This window comes from Paraburkholderia elongata (assembly GCF_013177735.1).
Classification (GTDB): domain Bacteria; phylum Pseudomonadota; class Gammaproteobacteria; order Burkholderiales; family Burkholderiaceae; genus Paraburkholderia; species Paraburkholderia elongata.
The window spans coordinates 1-18,701 of sequence record NZ_WOEZ01000061.1; the positions used below are offsets into that span (position 1 = coordinate 1).

Genomic DNA, 18,701 nt, shown 5'->3' on the forward strand with positions numbered 1-18,701 from the left:
GCTGGTCGCGGCTCTCCCGCGTTAGAAGCTGGATGATCGCGTCAATGGTCCGATCACGCCGGATCTGCGGATCCATTTCCGCGAGCGCCGCTCCGCGCTCGCCGATGCCAAGCAGATAGAGAAGGTAGGGCACCAGATCCTCGAAGCTTCGCTCGAGGGTCAGCGCGGCAAGCACCCCGAAAGCCGTCGTGAGCCTGGCCTTTGCTGACATATTTTTCCGATTCGTGAGTTTCCCCGTTCGAAAAGGCGAAGGTACATAGAACGATGCAGCCCTTTTCGGCGCAATCACGAACGCTTCGACGCCGCTCGATGTGTCTATGTATTCAGGATTACGGCACTATTGAGCGGTACCGTAGCCTCGTCATCCCGGGCCGGACGCTCGCAAAGGTTTGCGCGAGATTGAATTTCTGTATCGGAACGTCAAGTCGATCTTGTTCGTGATGGAAGGTGGTTTTGCTTGCCCGTTTGCGCGGCCTGCGCCTCGCCGGCATGCTGCTGACGGTTGCGCAACACCGGCATCGTTCGGCGGACAAACGCGCCAGGGATTGCCCCTACGCGCTGGCAACATGTCCACCTCTTTAGGCAAATATGTCGTGATTCGACTGCAGGATGGCGTTTTCGCGCGCTATGCGATGCGTTGCTTCGAGACCGTACGGTGTTACGCTCAAGAAAGAAGCCTTCGCGAGAGTGAGCCGCCGTTAAAAGCGGCAAAATCGGCAACCACCAGAACATACCGCGAAGCGCCATTGCCTACGAACGGCGAAACATCGCTGCGGGAGCGACTGCGATGGAATTCAAAACACATATAGCGTTGACGGTATGGGTGTTTAGCAATGCTGCCTTCGCATGGCAGCCGCTCACCTATCCAATCAGAAGTCAAGGCGCTTATCAGCGCAGCATCGACACTGCGATGTGCTTCGCAACGGCGAACAAAGAGACCAAGGTCAATATCGCCCGCGAACCGCAGATCCCGCCGCGCCAACCTCCGGCAAGCAAGACTTCGTCGACCGGCGCACCGTCGCGGCCGCCTCTGCCTCCCAGCACCTTTTCGGCAAGCCCGTTTGGCGCGAGCATGCCTGCTGCCGCGTCTGCGCCAGCCGCAAGCGCGCCCGCTGTGACCACGGCAAACAACCCAGCGGCGATGAAGGCCGCGAGCGCACCCGCGACGACAGCAGCAACGACAGCGGCATCCGCATCAGCAGGTTCGGCGGCCATCGCGAATAACGCTGCTTCCGAGACAGCGGCAATCGGCGCGTCGCAGACGACAGCAGCGTCCAACGTAAAGCTGCCCCCTCTGCCGGCGCCTGAGCCGCCAATGACCCGCTATTGGGCCGCGTATGGCGCGTGCATGCAAGCGCGAGGTTACGTCGTCACACAGTAACCCCGGTTGCAAGCCTCGTCGCCGTGCCTTGCATTTTTTGATTTTGGCGCCGGCATTTGACGCCCGTTTTCGACATGGCAATGTTGAGCGACATTACACCCGATGAGCACGATCCCCTCCAATGCGGGCATTGCGGTGCGCCGTTAGCCGGTCGCTTTACGCCCTGTCCTTCATGCAATGCCCGCCCGCTCGGTTCACTGGGCGCGCGCTCCGCGCCTCCGCCGCCCCTGAAGATCCCGCTGGCTGACAGCGAGGCGATGTTTAAGCCGCAGTTGCCGGTGCGCAAGATCTGGAGGCCATCCTCGCGAGCCCTCATCGATCCGCGCTATGTCGCCGATGAGCCGCAACTCGCCGCACCCGTCACCCAGAAACTGCGCCGGCCGCTCGTGATGGGCATGTCATTGGTGATGGTGACATCCGCTGTGTACCTGGGCTTCATCCACACTAACGACGAAGAAATCAGCCCCCCTATCGCGGTATCCGGCAAAGTGACGACCCAGAACGGCAAGCCGCCCGCTGCCATTGCCCTCGCCCAGCGGTCCGCGCCGGTTTTCGCCGCACAGCGGTCTGCGCCTGCCGCGCTCGCTCCTCGCACCGCGCCCGTGCGCTCGCCGCCTATCCCGCCGCCGGCTGAAGCACTACCGGCTTCGCGCCGTGTGGTGGTCGCGTCGTCCGGCCCGAAACACAACCCCGGCAGCCCGCCGGACAAACCTCGCGTGGATGTCTCGAAGCAGCTCAGAGCCGCCCACGCCAATCTGCAACGGAACAATCTGTCGGCGACAAAGGCGCGGCTCGCGGCAGCCATCGCCGCGCAGCCGGATAACCGCGACGCGCTGAGCATGCGCACGACGCTCGCCGAGCGCGAGCAGCAGCGCGACGCACTGCTGAGCTTAGCCCGAGGCTGCGGCTATATCGCGCGCTGGGGATGCGCCTGGCACAACGCTGCCAACGCGCTGCTGGTCGATTCGAGCAGCAAGGAAGCACTGAACCTCGTCTCGCTTGCGATGCGCGAGTCCGAACTGTCGAGCGCGTGGCCGCCACCGGCACCCGCACCCGAGACGACGCCCGACGAACACAGCCCCGCCCCCACCCATCACTGAATGAGGTGCCGCGGTGCAACCTGCACGGCCAAGGCGAATTAGCGGGCCGGCACGGCCGGATGACGACTGACCTGATGCGCGATCGCCCGATAACGGGCCGCCGTATCCCTGAGCGTCAGGCCGGCAAGCGAGCGTTGCGCCCGCGCCTGCCCTAGCGCCGCGACAACGGCGTCCGCATAGCACGGCACATCGTCCGTATCGACCAACTGCACGCCGGGAAATCCGCTCGCAAACGCAAACGACGGAATCTTGCTCGCGACGATCGGGATACCGGAGGCCAGCGCTTCGAGAAACGCCACGCTATGTGCCTCGGAGCGCGAGGGCATGACGAACACATTCGACTCCGACAGCACGCTCGCCACGTCGGTGCGCGGCCCGGCCACCACGACACAGTCCGCTAGCCCCGACTCCCGCACAAGGCGGATCACCGTGCGCTGATAATCCGGATCTTCGACCACGCCGTACAGCAAGAGGCGCGCGTCTGTCACCCGCTCGAGCACCTGGCCGAAAGCGCGCACCGTCAGAAGCTGATTTTTTACCGATGCATACCGCCCGATCTGCACAATCTGAGGCGCCCGGCCGTTATGCCCGGCACCATCGGTGAACGCAAAACGCCCGAGGTCGACGCCGTTGGGCACCACGATCATCGAAGGATGCGGCCCGATGGCCTGCATGTAGTCGGTCACGCCTTGCTCGGATACGCCGATTACGACGCGGGCACGTCCCGACAGGATGTGCTCGACGCGCCGGAACAGCGGCCGCTCGAAGTCGTTGGTCGCCGAATGCATGACATAGACGACCGGCACGCGCAGCGGCAACGCGCGCGCATAAAACGACGGAATCGTGGCGTGCGCGAAAATCACGTCCGGGCGGAAACGCTGCACCGCGAAAAACAGAGTCCACAGTTTGCCGGCGATGCGGTTGCGCCGCAGCGGAAACCAGCACTGCACCCCGTGCTTCTGCAAGTCGTCCTGCAAGGGCATGAATTCGACATGCGCGGGCAACAGCGAGGCCACACAGACCGCCATGCCCTCGGCGCTCTGATCGATCGCGAGATCCTTCGCGAGGACTTCGGCGCCCGACAATCGCGGCGCCAGAACCAGATGTAGAACGCGCATCACGCAGTCCTTGCAGTCAGTGTCCTGAACAGCATCCACGCCGCGGCGCAGCCAAGGCCCAGTGTCATGGACCACGCAATGCCCGTCACGCCCCACCAATGAACCGCCGGCGGCACACTGACCAGCAGCACGACGACCTGGATCAGCGACGCATGCACGGTCGCCTTCGCGTCACCCACCGCGCGCAGATAGGCAACCAGCACGGCGATCAACGCGCCGATCGCCATGTTGATCACCAGAATTCTGAACAGCGGCACCGCAGGCAACCAGGCCGCGCCGAGAATCAGCGAGAAGAGCGGCTCGGCGATCAGCCTCAGCACCTCGACGAGAACCGCCAGCCCGATCGCGATCACGAGGAGATAGATCTTGATGAGCCGCGATGCCGATTGCGCACTCCGACGATGATGCGCGGCAAAGGTGGGGAAAAGGTATTGCGACATGGCGATCGCGGCGTCGGCGAGCAGCATCTGCGCGAGCCGCGACGACATCTGATAGCCGCCGAGTTGCGCCGGGCCGAGCAGTTTGCCGACCACGACCTTGTCGAACTGGTTGAGCAGCAGATTGACCACACTGCTGGCCCAGATCCAGCGGCTGAAACCCACGTACTGACCGATGCCCGACCAAACGGCACGGACCGGCGGGCGCGGGTTCATCGTCGACCAGGTCAGGATGCTTTTCAGGCTTTCGCCAGCCACGAGGCCGATCAGCACCGAAACCGCGCCGGTACCGAAATATGCGAGCGCGAGCCCGACCGAACAATCGACAAAGGCTGCCGCAATCTCAACGCCGGCAATATGCTGGAAGCGCCGCTCGCGCTGCACGAGGTAATACGTGGGCGATGCCAGGCCGCGCAACAGCGGCAGCAGCGCGGCAAGCTGAATCAGCACCAGTGAACCGTTCAGATGAAACTGGCTGCTCAGCAATGGCGCGAGCGCGACCAGCAGCAGTGAGATGAGCACGCCGCGCGCTGTCAGCGTCGTCCACACCGCGCCGAGTTGCGAACGCGTCGGCGGATGTTCGCCTTGAATGACCGCTTGCGCGAGACCCGTGTCCGAGAGCGCTTCGGCAATCGCCACCGCGAGCAAGGCCACGCTCACGCTGCCGATCGCCGCCGGCCCGAGCAGCCGGCCAATCGCCAGAAACTTGATTGCTACGAGTCCACGCACGGCGAACTGCTGCAACAGCACCCACGTCGCCGCGCTCGCGCCGAAGCTGGCCGCTATCGAGAGCGCCGGAAGCCTGATCGCCCGCAAGCTGTATCTCCGTCGAATCGGAACGCCGTTGAATCGGCCACATACAGCGATTCAATGCATCGCTGCGAAACGCCGCCGGCGCATAAATAGTTAGGTCGCACCAGCAAGCTGGCGAGCTTTTTCATCGAATCCTATATACGACCTTACCGCGAGAGAATCGGCAACAACCGCCATCAGCTAGTCCAGTTCAGCCGAACCCATTGCGTTCGGGTACGTTTACCCACAGAACGGGTCAAATAAACGGGTCCGCTCCCGCCGCCGATGCTAACGTTGATCAGTTAGCGCCCCCGGATAGCCGGCCTGAAGGTGTTTTTCCACCACGCGTTCGACCACTGAAAACCACTGAATCGATGGAACAAGATTACGTCCTGATTGTGGAACCCAACCTCACAGGCCATCGCTGGCGCTATGTCGAATGGACCATGCAGGCCTGCACGGAAGCCGGCTATCCCTGCATCCTCGCGACGGAATCCGCCAACGAAGACCATCGGCTTGCCAGACAGATCGTCGCCGCGAACCGTGCGGATCTGCAGATCGCATTCGTCGACCCCGAGAAACGGCCACGCGGGCTGCTGCGCCAGTCGAACCAGTACTCGCGCTTTCACCGCTATTTCAAACGTGTGCATAGAATCGTCAGCCACGCGCAACCGATCAGGCTGGTAGTCGTTCCCTATGTCGATTACTTCTTGTATGGGTTGCCGTTTCTCGGCACGCCTTTTCGCAAGACACCGTGGATCGGCATCACGATGCGTTCGACCTTCCATCATCACAAGGTCGGCATCAAGTCGCCTGATCGACCGATCGTGAATGCGGTCAAGGCACTGCTTTTCAAGCGCGCGATCCAGTGCCCCGGCTTGCGCACGCTGCTGACGATCGACCCGACGCTGCCGGAGTGGTCGGCGCGCAACGCCTCGAAGACCAGCGCGGCCGTCGCCTACGTAGCGGACCCGTTTCCCGACGAGCATGCGGAAAACCCGGTGCTGGCGCGCGAACGGCTGGGACTGGACCCCACGCAGCGTTATCTGCTGGTGTACGGCGCGATCTCCGAACGCAAAGGGATCTACGAACTGGTCCATGCGTTGACCCGTCTGGAGCATGCGCCCACGCTGATCGTCGCTGGTGAGCAGGACGCGGGCACGCGGCATTTCATGCGCAATCATGTGCGCAGCCTCACGCCCGCGCCGGTGGTGCTCGACTCGTTCATTGCGAACGACGTCGAGCGCGATCTGTTCTCCGCCTGCGACGCAGTCTGGCTAGGCTACAAGGGCCACTATGGAATGAGCGGCGTGCTCGTGCAGGCGTACCGATTCGGCAAGCCCGTGATTGCAACAGAAGACGGTTTGATCGGCTGGTTCAGCCGGCGCTGCGAATTGGGGCCGATTCTGAGCGATCTGAGTTCCGCCTCGATCGGTCGTGCGATCACCGAGACGATGACCTCCTGGCCGCACGCGCCGCAAGCCGTGCCGCCGGCAGGCGAAGATCTGCTGTCACGGCACACGCTCGGACAATTCAAGCAGACCTTGCTTCAGCAGATGGCCTGATCCGGCAATATCCGAAGGTCGGAGAAGGTCAGGACAACTGGCCACCTGCAACAGGCACTTCCTCGCGTATCGAACTGTTGCGCTTTGCTGGGAACAGCGCGTTGCGCATCAGCAGGAACGGGTACTCGATCGCGCGCGTGGTTACGTAACCGATCGCAATCGCGAACGCGAACTGCGCGGCGAGCGCCACAATCCAGATCACGCTCGGCGCAAGACCTATGGCGGTCATTTTACGAATCAGCATGTCGCCTGGGGCGAGCGCAAGCGAATGCCACAGGTAGATGCCGTACGAATAGAGGCCGATCCAGGCAATCCCGCGATACACCCACGACGAACGCAGCGATCCGGAATACTCCAGCACGAACACGATCAGCGCGGCGAAACCGAGTGCCTGAATCGTGTAACCAATGCTTTCGTCAAGCGCGAGGTGTGGCGTCGCAAAGGCGAGCCACGCGCACAGCAGCACGATGCTGGCGATCAGCAGCCATTTGCGCTTCGCGATCTGATGATAGACGCCCGGTTTCATCCAGTAGATCGCGGACAGAATCACGCCGACCAACAAACTGTCGATGCGGTATTGCGTGTACGCGAATGCCCCTTCCAGGTTGCCGTCCGCCACCGCGAAGCAGCGCGCGGTGAACGCCACCGCGCAGATTCCGGTGAGCACGCCGACAATCGTCCATGCGCCGAGGCGCCAGCGCGCGAACAGCAACAGCAGCGCCGGCAGAAACAGATAAAAGTGTTCTTCGACCGCGAGGCTCCAGGTCTGGGTAATCGAGGTGCCCAGATAATTCTGCAGGTGGGTCAGGTTCTGAATCAGGAACGTATTCCACGGATGGCGCCCGGCCAGCACATGAAAAGCGATCAGCACGTAATACGCGGGCCAGATGCGGAAAATCCGCCTGATGATAAAGCGCTTTGCGTCGACGTTACCTGTTTCGGCGTACTGTCGAAGCAACAGGCCGCCAACCAGAAAACCGCTCAGCGTAAAGAACAGATTGACGCCTTCGCGCCCGAAATTCTTCAGGGGATATTCGATGATCTGGAGCAGGAAGTTGCCGGTATGAACGGCATGAAAGTGAAAGCCCATCACCATGATAATGGCGATGCCGCGCACGAAATCCAGCTCGACGGCCCGGCCGGCTGTTACGGATCTCGCCCCGCCGAAAAATTTCATGTTGTTCTCCCCTGTCACCATTCCCGGGCGCATGTCCCTTTTTGCATCTTCGGTGGCGGCAAGCGTGCGTGCGCGCCAACATCAAGGCATTGGCCGACAACATAACCAGGTGTGCGCGCGTCTTGCAGGGACCGCCCTTGCCACCGTCGCCAGAACCCAGGCCAACGGCGACGAAATAGGGTCGGCTGAATCAGCAAGTGGGGAGTTTCCCCCACAATGACCCGATGCGAGACCGTCCGCTATAGACCAACGGCGGATCGACAGCACGGGGAGGACTCAGCAATGCGCCATCAGTATGCGAGGCTCTGGATCTGGCTTTTTCTGTTACCGCTTGCATTCGACTACAAGGCGACTAACGCCAACGTAGGCCACTTTGCGCAGTCCGGATTGGTGATCCCGGTAATCGCCGCGGGGCTCGCCCTCGTGCTGATCGCGCCGCGCTTTCACGGCCGCTCGCAGCTGCGCTCGGCGGTCACCTTTAGCATGCTGCTGTGCGTGCTCGGCAGCATCGTCGCGCAGTTCGTTCAGGATAACGACACCGGCAACTATCTACGTGTTCTGCTGCCGTTCGTGCTGTTTTTGCTGGGCTACCTCGTGGCCTGCCGTCCGTGGAGCGAATACAGAATCTCGCAGTTCGAGAAAGCCCTGTTCGTCGCCAACGCGATCAGTCTCGTGTTCACCTTCGTCTTCGGCGTAGCGACAGGCGGCGACCTCGAGGACGTGCGCTTTCGTATCCTCTCCGTGACATTTTTGGGACTGCAAGCCGTGCTGTTGCACGAATTCGTCGTCGCCAAACGCTTTTCCTTTTTTACTGTCGCCATGTTCGCGGGCAGCGTGCTCGTCGAGTTGCTGAGCGTCACCCGCAGCATGCTGCTCGGCACCGTGCTGCTCTTCCTGTTCGCCATGGCACTGTCCGCGCCGACGATCCAGCATGTCTGGCGCGCGACCGCCCGTACCTTGATCGTCGGCGCCGTGCTGGCCGGCGTGGCCGGCATCGCGGCGCTGAGCTTTCCAACCGTCGCCGAGCACTGGACCCAGCGCATATTCGCGTCGGAGGAAACCGTCACCGGCAAGGATCCGACCACCATCACCCGCCTCGCCGAGATGCGCGATCAGTATGATCAGGTAACGGCGTCGCCGGAAACGCTGTTGTTCGGCGCAGGCTACGGCCACTACTATCGCTACTCCCCCGCCTACCTGCCGGACCTCGCCGACCAGATCAGCGAGAAAGACTTCTACGCGATCAACGAATGGGCTGCGGGTCACAATTTTTGGGTCTATCAACTCTTCGCGGGCGGACTGCTGTTCGGTATCGCCATGCCTTTGGCGACCCTGGCCGCACTGGCGATCTGCTTCCTCTCATATCGCTACTGGCGCTCAATGGTTCCCGACGCGCCCATGCTTCCGGTACTGGGACGCGCCATCATGCTATTTGCCGCGCTGCCGGCCACGTCGATCGGCGGCAATCCGCTCGGGCCGCGTTTCTCGGGGCTGGTATTCGGCGTAGCCCTCGGCCTGATGATCGCAACGCACGCACGATTGCAGCGTGCGCTGCCGGCGCGGTTGAAGCGCGCGCCCACTCCACCGCGTTTGCGCCCGGCCGCCATGCCTGAATTGCCGGGCAGAATCCAGCCCGGCATGGGCCGCGCCGATCTCGCGACGACCCTCGGCATGTCACGCGCGGCAACCGGCGCGCCTGGCTCCAGCCAGTTCAGCGCCCTCGCGTCGCGCACCACGTCGTCGCGAAACGCCAATCGACCGAAATTCGCCAGATGAAAATTCTCCATCTGCTTTCCAGCATCGACCCGCGCGCCGGCGGCCCGGTTGAAGGCGTGCGCCGCAGTGGTGTGGCGATGCAGGACGCCGGGCACGAAATCGAAGTGGCCACCTGCGATGCCCCCGCCGACGCCTACCTCACGGCCTTTCCGTTTCCGGTCCACGCGTTCGGCCCCGTCAACAGCCGCTACAGCTACAGCGCGCAACTCGCGCCATGGCTCGCCGCCAACGCGAACCGGTTCGACGCGGTCATCGTGCACGGCTTGTGGCAGTACCACGGCTTTGCGGCATGGAAAGCGCTGCGCAAAAGCGACGTGCCCTACTACGTGTACGTGCACGGCATGCTCGACCCCTGGTTCAAGCAGGCTTATCCGCTCAAGCATCTGAAGAAGTGGCTGTACTGGCCGTGGGCCGAATACCGGGTGCTGCGCGACGCACGCGCCGTCATCTTTACGACCGAAGAAGAGTGCACACGCGCCCGTCAATCGTTCTGGCTATACCGGGCGCATGAGCGGATCGTGCCGTACGGCACGACCGTGCCGCCACACGAAGCCGCGCCCTTGCGCGAAGCGTTCCTGAACGCGGTGCCCGGCTTACGCGGCAAACGCATCGTGCTGTTTCTCGGCCGCGTGCATGCGAAAAAAGGCTGCGATCTGCTGATCGACGCGTTCGCGCGCGTCGCCAGCCGCGATCAGTCGCTGCATCTCATGATCGCGGGTCCCGACGAGACCGGCTGGGTGGCCAGTCTGCGCGCCCAGACTCAGGCGGCCGGCATCGCCCACCGCATCAGTCTGCCGGGCATGCTGCAGGGCGATCTCAAGTGGGGTGCGTTTCATGCAAGCGACGTGTTCGTTCTGCCCTCGCATCAGGAGAACTTCGGCGTGGCGGTTGCTGAGGCACTCGGCTGCGGACTGCCGGCCCTGATCTCCGACAAGGTCAACGTGTGGCGCGAGATCGAAGCGGACGGCGCGGGGATGGTGGCCGCCGACACGATCGACGGTACGGAAAAGAATCTCGTGCGCTGGCTCGAACTCGACGACACCGCTCGCGCCGCCATGCGCGCTCAGGCGGCCCGCACTTTCGAAGCACGCTTCCGGGTCGAAACCATGGTTAGCGCGTTGACCGCGCTGCTGGAAGCGAAGGGCAGCACCGGCGAAACGCGTGACAACACGCTCACCACGCTGCGCGGGGCCACTCAACCGAGCACCCAGCCAAGCACTCAACCGAGCCGGTGAAAGCGCGCCGCCTGGCGCGCACCGTCACCCCTTGTTCTTCACGGCTCCTTCATCAGCGGCGTCAAGGTCGAGGCTGCGATCGGCAGGGTTTCGACTTGAGGATGCTGCGTCTGATTCGACACCATGGGACCGTTCGCGGCGTCGCCCCGCGTATTGCCGACGATATCCGGGACACCGAGTCGCCGCACCAGATGACCCGCGAGACGTAGCGCAAGCGCAGCGATCGTGATGGTCGGAAAGTTGGCGCCGACGGTCGGAAACACTGAGCTGCCCGTCACGTAGAGATTGCTCATCCCATGCACCTTGCAATCACGATCGACCACGCCTTCACGTGGTGAATCGTGCATGCGCGTGGTGCCCATGTGGTGCCACGTGCCTTCCAGCTTCGCTGGCCAGGGCCGGCCTTCGAGCGGCGCGTCGAGTTCGACGTCCGCGATACCGGCCATCTGCAACTCCTGCGCGAGCAGCGCGAACGTTTTGTCGAAGGTGCGCTGTACCTGTTCGCCCAGACGCCACGCCACCTTCACGCGTGGCATGCCGAACCGGTCCCGCTTTTCCGCCGACAACGTGACCCGGCTATCGGGATCGGGCACGGCTTCGACAATTGCCTGCAAAGTCACGTCGGTAATCAGCAACGGCCATTGCAGGAGCCGAGTCAATCCATAGCCCACGGTGTGCAGCGGGTGCGCGATCATTGTGGCGATATCAGTTTTCAGACTGCGGCCTGGCTGGTCCTTCTGCAGCAGCGCTTCCTTGCAGTGGATCAGCGCCTCGGACCCCGCAGTGCCTTCACCGTACCATCGCGAATAGAGCCACACGCGCGAATTCAGAAGCTTCTCGCGCTCCATCAGCTCCTGCTTCGGCGCGAACTGTGAGGAGATCTTCGTGCCGTGCGCCGACACTGCGGCATTCTGGTAGTGATACTTGATGTCATACAGTTTGTTGCGAGCGTTACCCGGACGAAAACGCACTTTCCCGCACATCATCCGCGGATGATCCATGAAGTAGCGGCCCACCAGATCGTTGGCATTGCCGAGGCCCGCCGCCTGCACGTTGTTCGAGGCGAGCAGGAGCCGCGCGTTCTCGATGCCGCCCGTGGCCAGCACGAAAATCCTGGCGGTCACCGTCATCTTGCGCCCACTGATGGTCGCCACCTGAAGCCGCGAAATGGACCTGCCCTGAGCGTCGGCGTCGATGTTCTGGACGTTCGCATACAGAAACACGCGCACCCGCGACGAACGCGACAGCTCGTCGCGATAGGCCTTGCCGAAACGCACAGGAGGGCTGAACTGCGCGACGGTATCGCGCATATCGCCGGTCGCGAGCGGTATGCGGCGGACGTCATGGCGTCCGATCTCGTGCTCCCAGTAGGCAGGGTCGAAATTCTGCGGGCCGAGCTTCAGCAGTTCATGTGTCCGCGCGTAGTACGGCGCCAGTTCTTCGAATCCGAACGGCCAGCCGCTATGCGGAATCCAGTCGCGCTTCTCGAAGTCCCACGGATCGAGCGGGCGGCACCAGCCACCCCAGCAGTTGCTGCTGCCGCCGAAGTAACGGCTGCGCGAGCCGTCCGCAAAAGAATAGGGAAGCCCAACGTTCTCACCGCGATAAAGGTCGCGAGTTTCGTCATCAGGCCCGAAGCCCCCGCTTTCGAGCATGCAGGTTTCGATCCCCGCCTTCGACATTTCCAACGCAAGCGTAATGCCGGCGACACCTCCGCCGATGATGCAGACCGCCGTTTCAATAACCGCGTTGTGTTGAACAGTGCGAGTATCGATAAACATCCCTACTCCCCATCTTCTTCATGCATATCTGAGTGCGTCAATCCGGCTACTCATCCAACCGGGGCTGGCAAGCAAACCACGCACACGTCGTTGCCAAACACATCATCGGCATTGCCGCGGCGTCGATCAAAGGCATCGATCGACAATCCCATTGCGGCCGCCGCCATTCCGGCTTGTCAACGACCTGGCCTCCTCAGCGTATAAACGCTGCGGTTCTCTGTCTGTACTTCAGATCACGGAATCGAAACGATTCCGGATAAAACGGCATGGATTGCCGCCATACACGCCCTCTGGATCGAGCGAGCGATGCACGACGGACAACGGCGTCACCACGGCCGACCGCCCGATCGTCACGCCCATCTGCACAACACATTTCGACGTGATCCAGACGCCGTCCTCGATGACGATCGGCGCCACGCGCAGATCCATCGTGGTGCTCATGTCGTGAGAGCCGGCGCTCAGAAACGTACCCTGAGAAATACACACATTCGATCCGATGCGGATCAGCGCCTGGTTGTAGATCCAGACGTCGATGCCGAACCAGCAGTTGTTGCCCACCTCCAGATTCCACGGCGACTTCACACGCAATGGATGCACGAAGCGGCAACCTGTGCCGATCTTCGCGCCGAACAGGCGTAACAGCGCAACCCGGACCGATGAGAGAGGTAGCAGCTTGTTGTTGATCACGCAGGCTTCAACGACAAACCAGATGAACTCGATCAGGGCGCCGCGCTTTGCGCGATAGTTTCCCTTTCCAGCCAGACTCAGATCGATGACGCGGCCGTCCTCGCGCGCGCCTTCGGCTTCCGGCACACGCCCGATCTGCGGATCGTCGGCAACGTTACCCATCAGTTTTCTCCGGACCACGAACGCGAATCAACATACCCGTGCATCACGTCTACATTATGTTGCGACTCCTTACTGAACCCGGCTTCATGGCCGTCCGGGCAAGCGTTTTGGCGGCTACACGCGGACCAGTTGGCGCACGATTGCTTTATTGCGACTGCATCTCCCTGGGGCCCACGATGACCGTCTCGCTTCGGCACACAACTCCCTCCCTGCTTCTCGCGATTGCCATCACCATCACCATCGCCACCTATGCCGCACCGGCGCTCGCGCAGAACGCGGCACCCGCGCCCGCTGCGCCAGCCCTTGCCGCTACGGCTGCGACGAGCTACGGCACGCCCACCCCAGCACCGCGTGTCAACCCGGGCGCTGCGCATCGCAACAGCGAAGCACAATTGCTCGGCGCCCCGCGCGAATACGGCTCGCCAGACGGGCAACAAGGCAATACCGTCGACGCCCAGCAGGCCGCGCTGCTCGACGAACAACGCATGACGGTGTTGGGCGGGCAAGGCGGCCAGCCGGCGGTGGGCAAAGGCCAGCGCAACAAGGCGCCGGCCGCCGCCAACGGCAAGGTGCGTGTGGCCGGCCAGCCAGGCGGTCCGAATGCGGCCGACCGCCTGATGCCCGAAGGCGCCGCGAAAACCACTTACGCCGATCCGTACGATCCGGGCAAGCACGCCGTCTACAAGTCCCCGTGGTGATATCGCATTCATGAGGTGGCCGCGTGCCGGATCAATCCGGCGCGGCTTCCTCCGTTGTAGCCGGCTTGTGCCGCCGGGCCGCAGCGGATGAGGATCTCGGGCCACCGAAATACGGTGCATCCACTTTCGCGCGCTTGCCACGTGACTTGCCAACCAGCGTCTTGCGAACCAGCATTGCGAGCCGCTCTTCGAAGGTGCCGATCGTCGACTCCGGCGATAGCGCGCGCTCCGCAAAATGGCGTGCGGCCTTGCCGAGCGCCGCGCGGCGCTCAGGATCGCTCGCCAATACCGTGATTGCCGCCGCCAAAGCCTTGACGTTGTCCGGCGGCACGACCACGCCGCGCGGCGACACCGCGTCGTAGAGACCCGTGCCACGCCGCGCCATGGCCACCACCGCGCGCCCGCTTGCGAACATGCCGGTGAGCTTTGAAGGCATCACCAGATCAGCAGCATCGCCGCGTTGCGGCAACACGTGAATGTCGGCGAGGTTGAGCAGTTCATTCAGGCGCTCGGTCGGTTGCAGCGGAATGAAAACGCAGTTTGTCAATTTGGCGCAGCGCTCGAGCAAACCCTCTTTCGCAGCACCGCTGCCGCAGAACACGAAGGTGACATCGGCACGCGCCGCAAGCGATGCCGCCGCATCGGCGAGCGTTTCGATACCCTGCTTCGCGCCCATGTTGCCCGAGTACAGCACCACCTTCTGGTCAACCGGAATGCCCAGCAGACGCCGGTAGTCGCTCGCGCGCGCAAGCGGAAAGATGGTCGACACATCGACCCAATTGGGCAGGCACACAACTCGCGAAGGCTCGACACCCTTGAGCACGACGCGCGAACTCATCTGCGGCGTAATCGACGACACGGTATCGAAGCGCCGCAGCAGCGTGCTTTCGATCCAGCGTGCCACGCGGGCTGCGCGCGAGCTTTTCAGAAGACCCAGATCGAACGCTGCATCGACCTCGAAGTCCTGAATATGCGCCCACGCATTTGCGTTCGTGAGACGCGCGAGCGCCAGCGTAGCCGGCGCGCACATCAGGGTCGGCGCGATCAGCATCACCGTATCGGGGCGCCACAGCGCCTGCCGTGCGAGCAGCGGCAACGAACTCGCCGCGAAGCTTGCCAGATGCAGCATCCGCTTCAGGCCGCTGGGACGCGCCGGCACCCACAGCGGCGCGCGCCAGATCGTCACGCCGTCGCGCATCTCGTGCTGATACCGCCAGGACACATAGCCAGCAGCAACGTGCCACTCCGGGTAATAAGGCGGCGCGCACACCACGCGAACCTCGTGGCCACGGCTGGCCAGAAGCACCGCCATTTCCGCCGTGTACTTGCCCACTCCCGTCAGTTCAGGCGCGTAGTTGAGGCCGTAGATCAGAATCTTCATTGTGACTGCCAGAACGTATTAGGGCTTCGCATGTGCGACGGCGCCGAACGGCGCGTCAGTCGCTCAGCATCAGTGCGCAGCCACGAGCGATATTGGCGGCGGCAGAAGGCGGATCGAAACGGCGAATCACATCCATGCAACGGCGCGCCGTGCCGCCGGCGTCGGCGAAAGCTTCCATCGCCTTGAGCATCGTGCGCTGCAGTCCGGCGACGTCGCCCGCCGTGAATGCATAGCCGCTTACGCCGTCGATCACCAGTTCCGGCACACAGCCGCAACTCTCGCTGACCACCGCCGGGCAGCCATGCGCGAGCGCCTCGTTGACAACGAGTCCCCACGGCTCGCTGTAGCTCGGCAGCACCATGCAGGTCGCGCCGTAGTATTCACGGGTGAGCGGCTCGTCCTGCAAACTGCCGGCGAAGGTCACCGCGTCGCCCAATTCGAGGTCAGCCACCTTCGCGTGCAGCACGTCCGCCATCGGCCCCGTGCCGACAATGCGCAACTTCGCCGCTGGAATACGGCGCCGCAGGCCGGCGAACGCCTCGATCAGCGTGCCGATGCCCTTCTCTTCCGAGAGACGGCCCACGTACAGAAACACCGGCGGATTGCCGGCACGCGCGGCGACCCGCTCGACCAGCGCGCGCTCGGGCGAAAACGATCCAGGCATGGCGGCGGCCTGACACGGCACGAATATCTTGTCGCCCTTCGCGCCGAGTGATAGCAGATACTCGCGGCTACGTTCGCCGAAACCGAAATAGCCGTCGCAGAGCGCGAAGAACAGGCGCTTCGGAATCGACGTCAGCAACTTCTTGGGCCGATCGCGCGCGGTCGAATCGCAGAACACCGCGCGCCGCTTGCCGGTCACAATGCACGCCGCCAGCATCGCCCAGTATTCGGGACGGTGGTAGCCCGGCAGAACGATCAGATCCGACTTGGTCCGCAGCACTTCCCAGGTGAGCCGCGCGATCATCTTCAGCGTCGGCACATCTTCGTAGCAACCGTCGAACAGCTTCTGCATCGGATAGCGATGGTACGAATAGTCGACATCCGAAAAGCCGACACGGTCGTGCTCGGTATCCGCAATCTGCACCATCGAGTAGCGAATCGCTCCGGATGACGAAATGTTATGCAAGGCGGAAAACACGACACCTTTGTGGCGCGACCACACGACGTTGTGGAAGATCGTGACTGACGCTGTCATTTTTATGCCACTCCTCGAAAATCGTCCCTGTGTGCGTTGCACGCTATGCGCGCGAAACGCCCCACGCGTTCCCTCGATTCCGGAACCGCGCTCAACGGCCATCCAGTGCGCGCCTATGCCTGCATGGCGGCGACGGAGGTCAAGCCAGCGTGCAATTCAACGAATTCCCGATACGTGGACGCGATGCCCTCCTCAAGGCCAATGGTCGCGTGCCAGCCCATTTGCGTGAGCCGCGATACGTCGAGCAGCTTGCGCGGCGTGCCGTCGGGTTTGGACGCGTCGAACACGAGTTCACCCTCGAAGCCGACCACCTTGCAGATGCATTCGGCCAGCTCGCGAATCGACAGGTCCTCACCCACCCCGACGTTGAACAGGCCTTCCGTCACGTTGTGCTCGAGCACGAAGAGCGTCGCCTCGGCGAGATCGTCGACATGCAGAAACTCGCGGCGCGGCGTGCCCGAGCCCCACACCGTCAGGGTCGCGGAGCCGTTCACCTTTGCTTCGTGCGCCTTCCTCAGCAAAGCCGGCAAGACATGGCTGCTGTTCAGGTCGTAGTTGTCGTTAGGGCCGTACAAATTGGTCGGCATCAACGAGACATACTGCGTGTTGTATTCACGGTTGTACGCCTCGCACAGCTTGAGCCCGGCGATCTTCGCGATAGCGTAGGCGTCGTTGGTCGGCTCGAGCGGCGAGCTCAGCAGATACTCCTCGCGGATCGGCTGCGGACATTGCTTCGGATAGATGCACGACGAACCGAAAAACACCAGCCGCTCCACCTGCGCGCGATACGCGGCATGGATCACGTTGGTTTCGATCACCAGGTTGTCGTAGATGAACTCACCCGGCCGCGACGCATTGGCAAGAATGCCGCCCACCCGCGCAGCCGCGAGCAGCACCACGTCGATCTTTTCCCGCTCGAAGAAACCGTTCACGGCAGCCTGATCCGTGAGGTCGAGCTCCGCCCTCGAACGTGTGACGACGTTGTGGTAACCCTCGGCATAGAGCCGCCGGACCAGCGCGGAGCCGACCATGCCACGGTGGCCCGCGACGAAGATGCGTGCTTGTTTGTTCATCGCCGTTACTCGTGATGTTCCAGCGCCGTGAAACCGGCCAGCGTGACAAGCGCGTCACGTCTCGCAATCTGATAGTCCGCCCGCACCATTTCCTTGACGAGAGAGGCGAACGACGTCGTCGGTCGCCAGCCGAGCTGCGCGTGGGCTTTCGACGGATCGCCCAACAGCGTCTCGACTTCGGCAGGCCGGAAGTAGCGCGGATCGACACGCACGATCACATCGCCGGGCGACATCTTGATTTCGCGCCCTTCCACCTTCTCGACGATGCCAACTTCATCCACGCCCGTGCCTTCGAAACGCACCGTGACACCCAGCTCAGCGGCGGCATGCTGCAGGAACTCACGTACGCTGTACTGCACGCCGGTGGCGATGACGTAGTCCTCCGGCTGCTCCTGTTGCAGCATGCGCCATTGCATCTCCACGTAGTCGCGCGCATGGCCCCAGTCGCGCAACGCCGACAGATTGCCGAGATACAAGGTCTTCTGCATGCCCACCGCGATGCGCGCCACGGCGCGCGTGATCTTGCGCGTCACGAAGGTCTCGCCGCGCACCGGCGATTCGTGGTTGAACAGAATCCCGTTGCAGGCATAGAGTCCGTACGCCTCGCGGTAATTAACCGTGGTCCAGTATGCAAACAGCTTGGCGACCGCATACGGGCTGCGCGGATAGAACGGCGTGGTCTCGGACTGCGGCACCTGTTGCACGAGGCCGTACAGCTCCGAGGTGGAAGCCTGATAAAAGCGCGTCTTGTGCTGAAGCCCAAGAATCCGGACCGCTTCGAGAATCCGTAGGGCGCCAAGGCCGTCTGCATTAGCCGTGTATTCCGGCTCCTCGAACGAGACCGCCACGTGGCTCTGCGCCGCGAGGTTATAGATCTCGTCCGGCTCCACGCGCTGGATCACGCGCAGGATGCTGGTCGAGTCGGTCAGGTCGGCGTGATGCAGAAAAAGCCGCTGATCCGGATCGTGCGGGTCGCGATAGAGATGATCGATCCGGTCTGTATTGAACAGCGATGACCTGCGTTTGATGCCATGTACGTCGTAATCCTTGCTGAGCAGCAGCTCGGCAAGGTAGGACCCGTCCTGTCCAGTGATGCCGGTAATCAGCGCGACCTTGCGTTTCATGAAGCTATCCCCCTCG

Annotated in this window: 16 protein-coding genes; 6 read left to right on the top strand and 10 right to left on the bottom strand. The window is 62.7% G+C overall.

Annotated features, from left to right (window positions below):
• Positions 1-211: hypothetical protein (locus GNZ13_RS12745; protein ID WP_172164424.1), on the bottom strand; the 211-nt coding region annotated here is incomplete at its 3' end.
• A 576-nt stretch (positions 212-787) separates the two neighbouring features.
• On the opposite strand from GNZ13_RS12745, the gene GNZ13_RS52255 reads away from it, so the two are divergent.
• Both GNZ13_RS52255 and GNZ13_RS12755 read left to right on the top strand, forming a co-directional pair.
• Positions 788-1,381, top strand: a complete 594-nt coding sequence (locus tag GNZ13_RS52255; protein WP_236001972.1) for a hypothetical protein — start codon at positions 788-790, stop codon at positions 1,379-1,381.
• Positions 1,382-1,461: 80 nt separating this feature from the next.
• On the top strand, positions 1,462-2,481 hold the full coding sequence (locus tag GNZ13_RS12755) for a hypothetical protein (protein ID WP_172164430.1): 1,020 nt from the start codon (positions 1,462-1,464) through the stop codon (positions 2,479-2,481).
• Positions 2,482-2,519: 38 nt separating this feature from the next.
• Here the strand turns inward: GNZ13_RS12755 and GNZ13_RS12760 are convergent, their stop codons facing one another.
• Together GNZ13_RS12760 and GNZ13_RS12765 are read right to left on the bottom strand one after the other, a co-directional pair.
• Positions 2,520-3,599 (bottom strand): glycosyltransferase, encoded by a 1,080-nt coding sequence (locus tag GNZ13_RS12760; RefSeq protein WP_172164433.1) that lies wholly within the window; start codon positions 3,597-3,599, stop codon positions 2,520-2,522.
• Positions 3,599-4,852, bottom strand: coding sequence for an oligosaccharide flippase family protein (locus GNZ13_RS12765; protein WP_172164436.1), 1,254 nt, complete (start codon positions 4,850-4,852; stop codon positions 3,599-3,601). Before GNZ13_RS12765 ends, GNZ13_RS12760 begins: the two co-directional genes overlap by 1 nt.
• Positions 4,853-5,202: 350 nt before the next feature.
• On the opposite strand from GNZ13_RS12765, the gene GNZ13_RS12770 reads away from it, so the two are divergent.
• Positions 5,203-6,393, top strand: coding sequence for a glycosyltransferase (locus tag GNZ13_RS12770; RefSeq protein ID WP_172164439.1), 1,191 nt, complete (start codon positions 5,203-5,205; stop codon positions 6,391-6,393).
• Positions 6,394-6,421: 28 nt separating this feature from the next.
• Here the strand turns inward: GNZ13_RS12770 and GNZ13_RS12775 are convergent, their stop codons facing one another.
• A complete protein-coding gene (locus GNZ13_RS12775; RefSeq protein ID WP_172164442.1) occupies positions 6,422-7,570 on the bottom strand; it encodes an acyltransferase family protein in 1,149 nt (382 codons plus the stop codon).
• A gap of 282 nt (positions 7,571-7,852) precedes the next feature.
• On the opposite strand from GNZ13_RS12775, the gene GNZ13_RS12780 reads away from it, so the two are divergent.
• Both GNZ13_RS12780 and GNZ13_RS12785 read left to right on the top strand, forming a co-directional pair.
• Positions 7,853-9,346, top strand: a complete 1,494-nt coding sequence (locus GNZ13_RS12780) for an O-antigen ligase family protein (RefSeq protein WP_172164445.1) — start codon at positions 7,853-7,855, stop codon at positions 9,344-9,346.
• Complete coding sequence (locus GNZ13_RS12785) at positions 9,343-10,581, top strand: glycosyltransferase (RefSeq protein ID WP_172164448.1); 1,239 nt, start codon at positions 9,343-9,345, stop codon at positions 10,579-10,581. The genes GNZ13_RS12780 and GNZ13_RS12785 overlap by 4 nt, the downstream gene beginning before the upstream one ends.
• 38 nt (positions 10,582-10,619) lie before the next feature.
• On the opposite strand, the gene GNZ13_RS12790 is transcribed toward GNZ13_RS12785, so the two are convergent.
• Together GNZ13_RS12790 and GNZ13_RS12795 are read right to left on the bottom strand one after the other, a co-directional pair.
• Positions 10,620-12,362: an FAD-dependent oxidoreductase gene (locus GNZ13_RS12790; protein WP_172164451.1), complete on the bottom strand. Its 1,743-nt coding sequence runs from the start codon at positions 12,360-12,362 to the stop codon at positions 10,620-10,622.
• 228 nt (positions 12,363-12,590) lie between these two features.
• Positions 12,591-13,211 carry an LbetaH domain-containing protein gene (locus GNZ13_RS12795; RefSeq protein ID WP_172164454.1) on the bottom strand — a complete coding sequence of 207 codons (621 nt, stop codon included), beginning with the start codon at positions 13,209-13,211 and terminating at the stop codon, positions 12,591-12,593.
• 176 nt (positions 13,212-13,387) lie between these two features.
• On the opposite strand from GNZ13_RS12795, the gene GNZ13_RS12800 reads away from it, so the two are divergent.
• Entirely contained in the window at positions 13,388-13,909 is a 522-nt protein-coding gene (locus GNZ13_RS12800; RefSeq protein ID WP_172164457.1) for a hypothetical protein, read from the top strand.
• Between the two features lie 31 nt (positions 13,910-13,940).
• Here the strand turns inward: GNZ13_RS12800 and GNZ13_RS12805 are convergent, their stop codons facing one another.
• The 4 genes from GNZ13_RS12805 to gmd form a co-directional block, all read right to left on the bottom strand.
• Positions 13,941-15,290 carry a glycosyltransferase WbuB gene (locus tag GNZ13_RS12805; protein ID WP_172164460.1) on the bottom strand — a complete coding sequence of 450 codons (1,350 nt, stop codon included), beginning with the start codon at positions 15,288-15,290 and terminating at the stop codon, positions 13,941-13,943.
• 55 nt (positions 15,291-15,345) lie between these two features.
• Entirely contained in the window at positions 15,346-16,488 is a 1,143-nt protein-coding gene (locus tag GNZ13_RS12810) for a glycosyltransferase family 4 protein (protein WP_172164463.1), read from the bottom strand.
• Positions 16,489-16,601: 113 nt separating this feature from the next.
• On the bottom strand, positions 16,602-17,561 hold the full coding sequence (locus tag GNZ13_RS12815) for a GDP-L-fucose synthase family protein (RefSeq protein WP_172164466.1): 960 nt from the start codon (positions 17,559-17,561) through the stop codon (positions 16,602-16,604).
• Between the two features lie 5 nt (positions 17,562-17,566).
• The gene (gmd, locus tag GNZ13_RS12820; protein WP_172164469.1) at positions 17,567-18,685 is read right to left on the bottom strand and encodes a GDP-mannose 4,6-dehydratase; all 1,119 of its coding nucleotides are present in this window, start codon (positions 18,683-18,685) and stop codon (positions 17,567-17,569) included.
• Positions 18,686-18,701: the final 16 nt, after the last annotated feature.

Excerpts from the sequence above, each read along its gene's own strand:
- GNZ13_RS12810 (WP_172164463.1), bottom strand. The coding sequence starts at position 16,488 with ATGACAGCGTCAGTCACGATCTTCCACAACGTCGTGTGGTCGCGCCAC.
- GNZ13_RS12755 (WP_172164430.1), top strand. The coding sequence starts at position 1,462 with ATGTTGAGCGACATTACACCCGATGAGCACGATCCCCTCCAATGCGGG.
- GNZ13_RS12780 (WP_172164445.1), top strand. The coding sequence starts at position 7,853 with ATGCGCCATCAGTATGCGAGGCTCTGGATCTGGCTTTTTCTGTTACCG.
- GNZ13_RS12815 (WP_172164466.1), bottom strand. The coding sequence starts at position 17,561 with ATGAACAAACAAGCACGCATCTTCGTCGCGGGCCACCGTGGCATGGTC.
- GNZ13_RS12775 (WP_172164442.1), bottom strand. The coding sequence starts at position 7,570 with ATGAAATTTTTCGGCGGGGCGAGATCCGTAACAGCCGGCCGGGCCGTC.
- GNZ13_RS12790 (WP_172164451.1), bottom strand. The coding sequence starts at position 12,362 with ATGTTTATCGATACTCGCACTGTTCAACACAACGCGGTTATTGAAACG.
- GNZ13_RS12795 (WP_172164454.1), bottom strand. The coding sequence starts at position 13,211 with ATGGGTAACGTTGCCGACGATCCGCAGATCGGGCGTGTGCCGGAAGCC.
- GNZ13_RS12785 (WP_172164448.1), top strand. The coding sequence starts at position 9,343 with ATGAAAATTCTCCATCTGCTTTCCAGCATCGACCCGCGCGCCGGCGGC.
- GNZ13_RS52255 (WP_236001972.1), top strand. The coding sequence starts at position 788 with ATGGAATTCAAAACACATATAGCGTTGACGGTATGGGTGTTTAGCAAT.
- gmd (WP_172164469.1), bottom strand. The coding sequence starts at position 18,685 with ATGAAACGCAAGGTCGCGCTGATTACCGGCATCACTGGACAGGACGGG.
- GNZ13_RS12760 (WP_172164433.1), bottom strand. The coding sequence starts at position 3,599 with ATGCGCGTTCTACATCTGGTTCTGGCGCCGCGATTGTCGGGCGCCGAA.
- GNZ13_RS12805 (WP_172164460.1), bottom strand. The coding sequence starts at position 15,290 with ATGAAGATTCTGATCTACGGCCTCAACTACGCGCCTGAACTGACGGGA.
- GNZ13_RS12770 (WP_172164439.1), top strand. The coding sequence starts at position 5,203 with ATGGAACAAGATTACGTCCTGATTGTGGAACCCAACCTCACAGGCCAT.
- GNZ13_RS12800 (WP_172164457.1), top strand. The coding sequence starts at position 13,388 with ATGACCGTCTCGCTTCGGCACACAACTCCCTCCCTGCTTCTCGCGATT.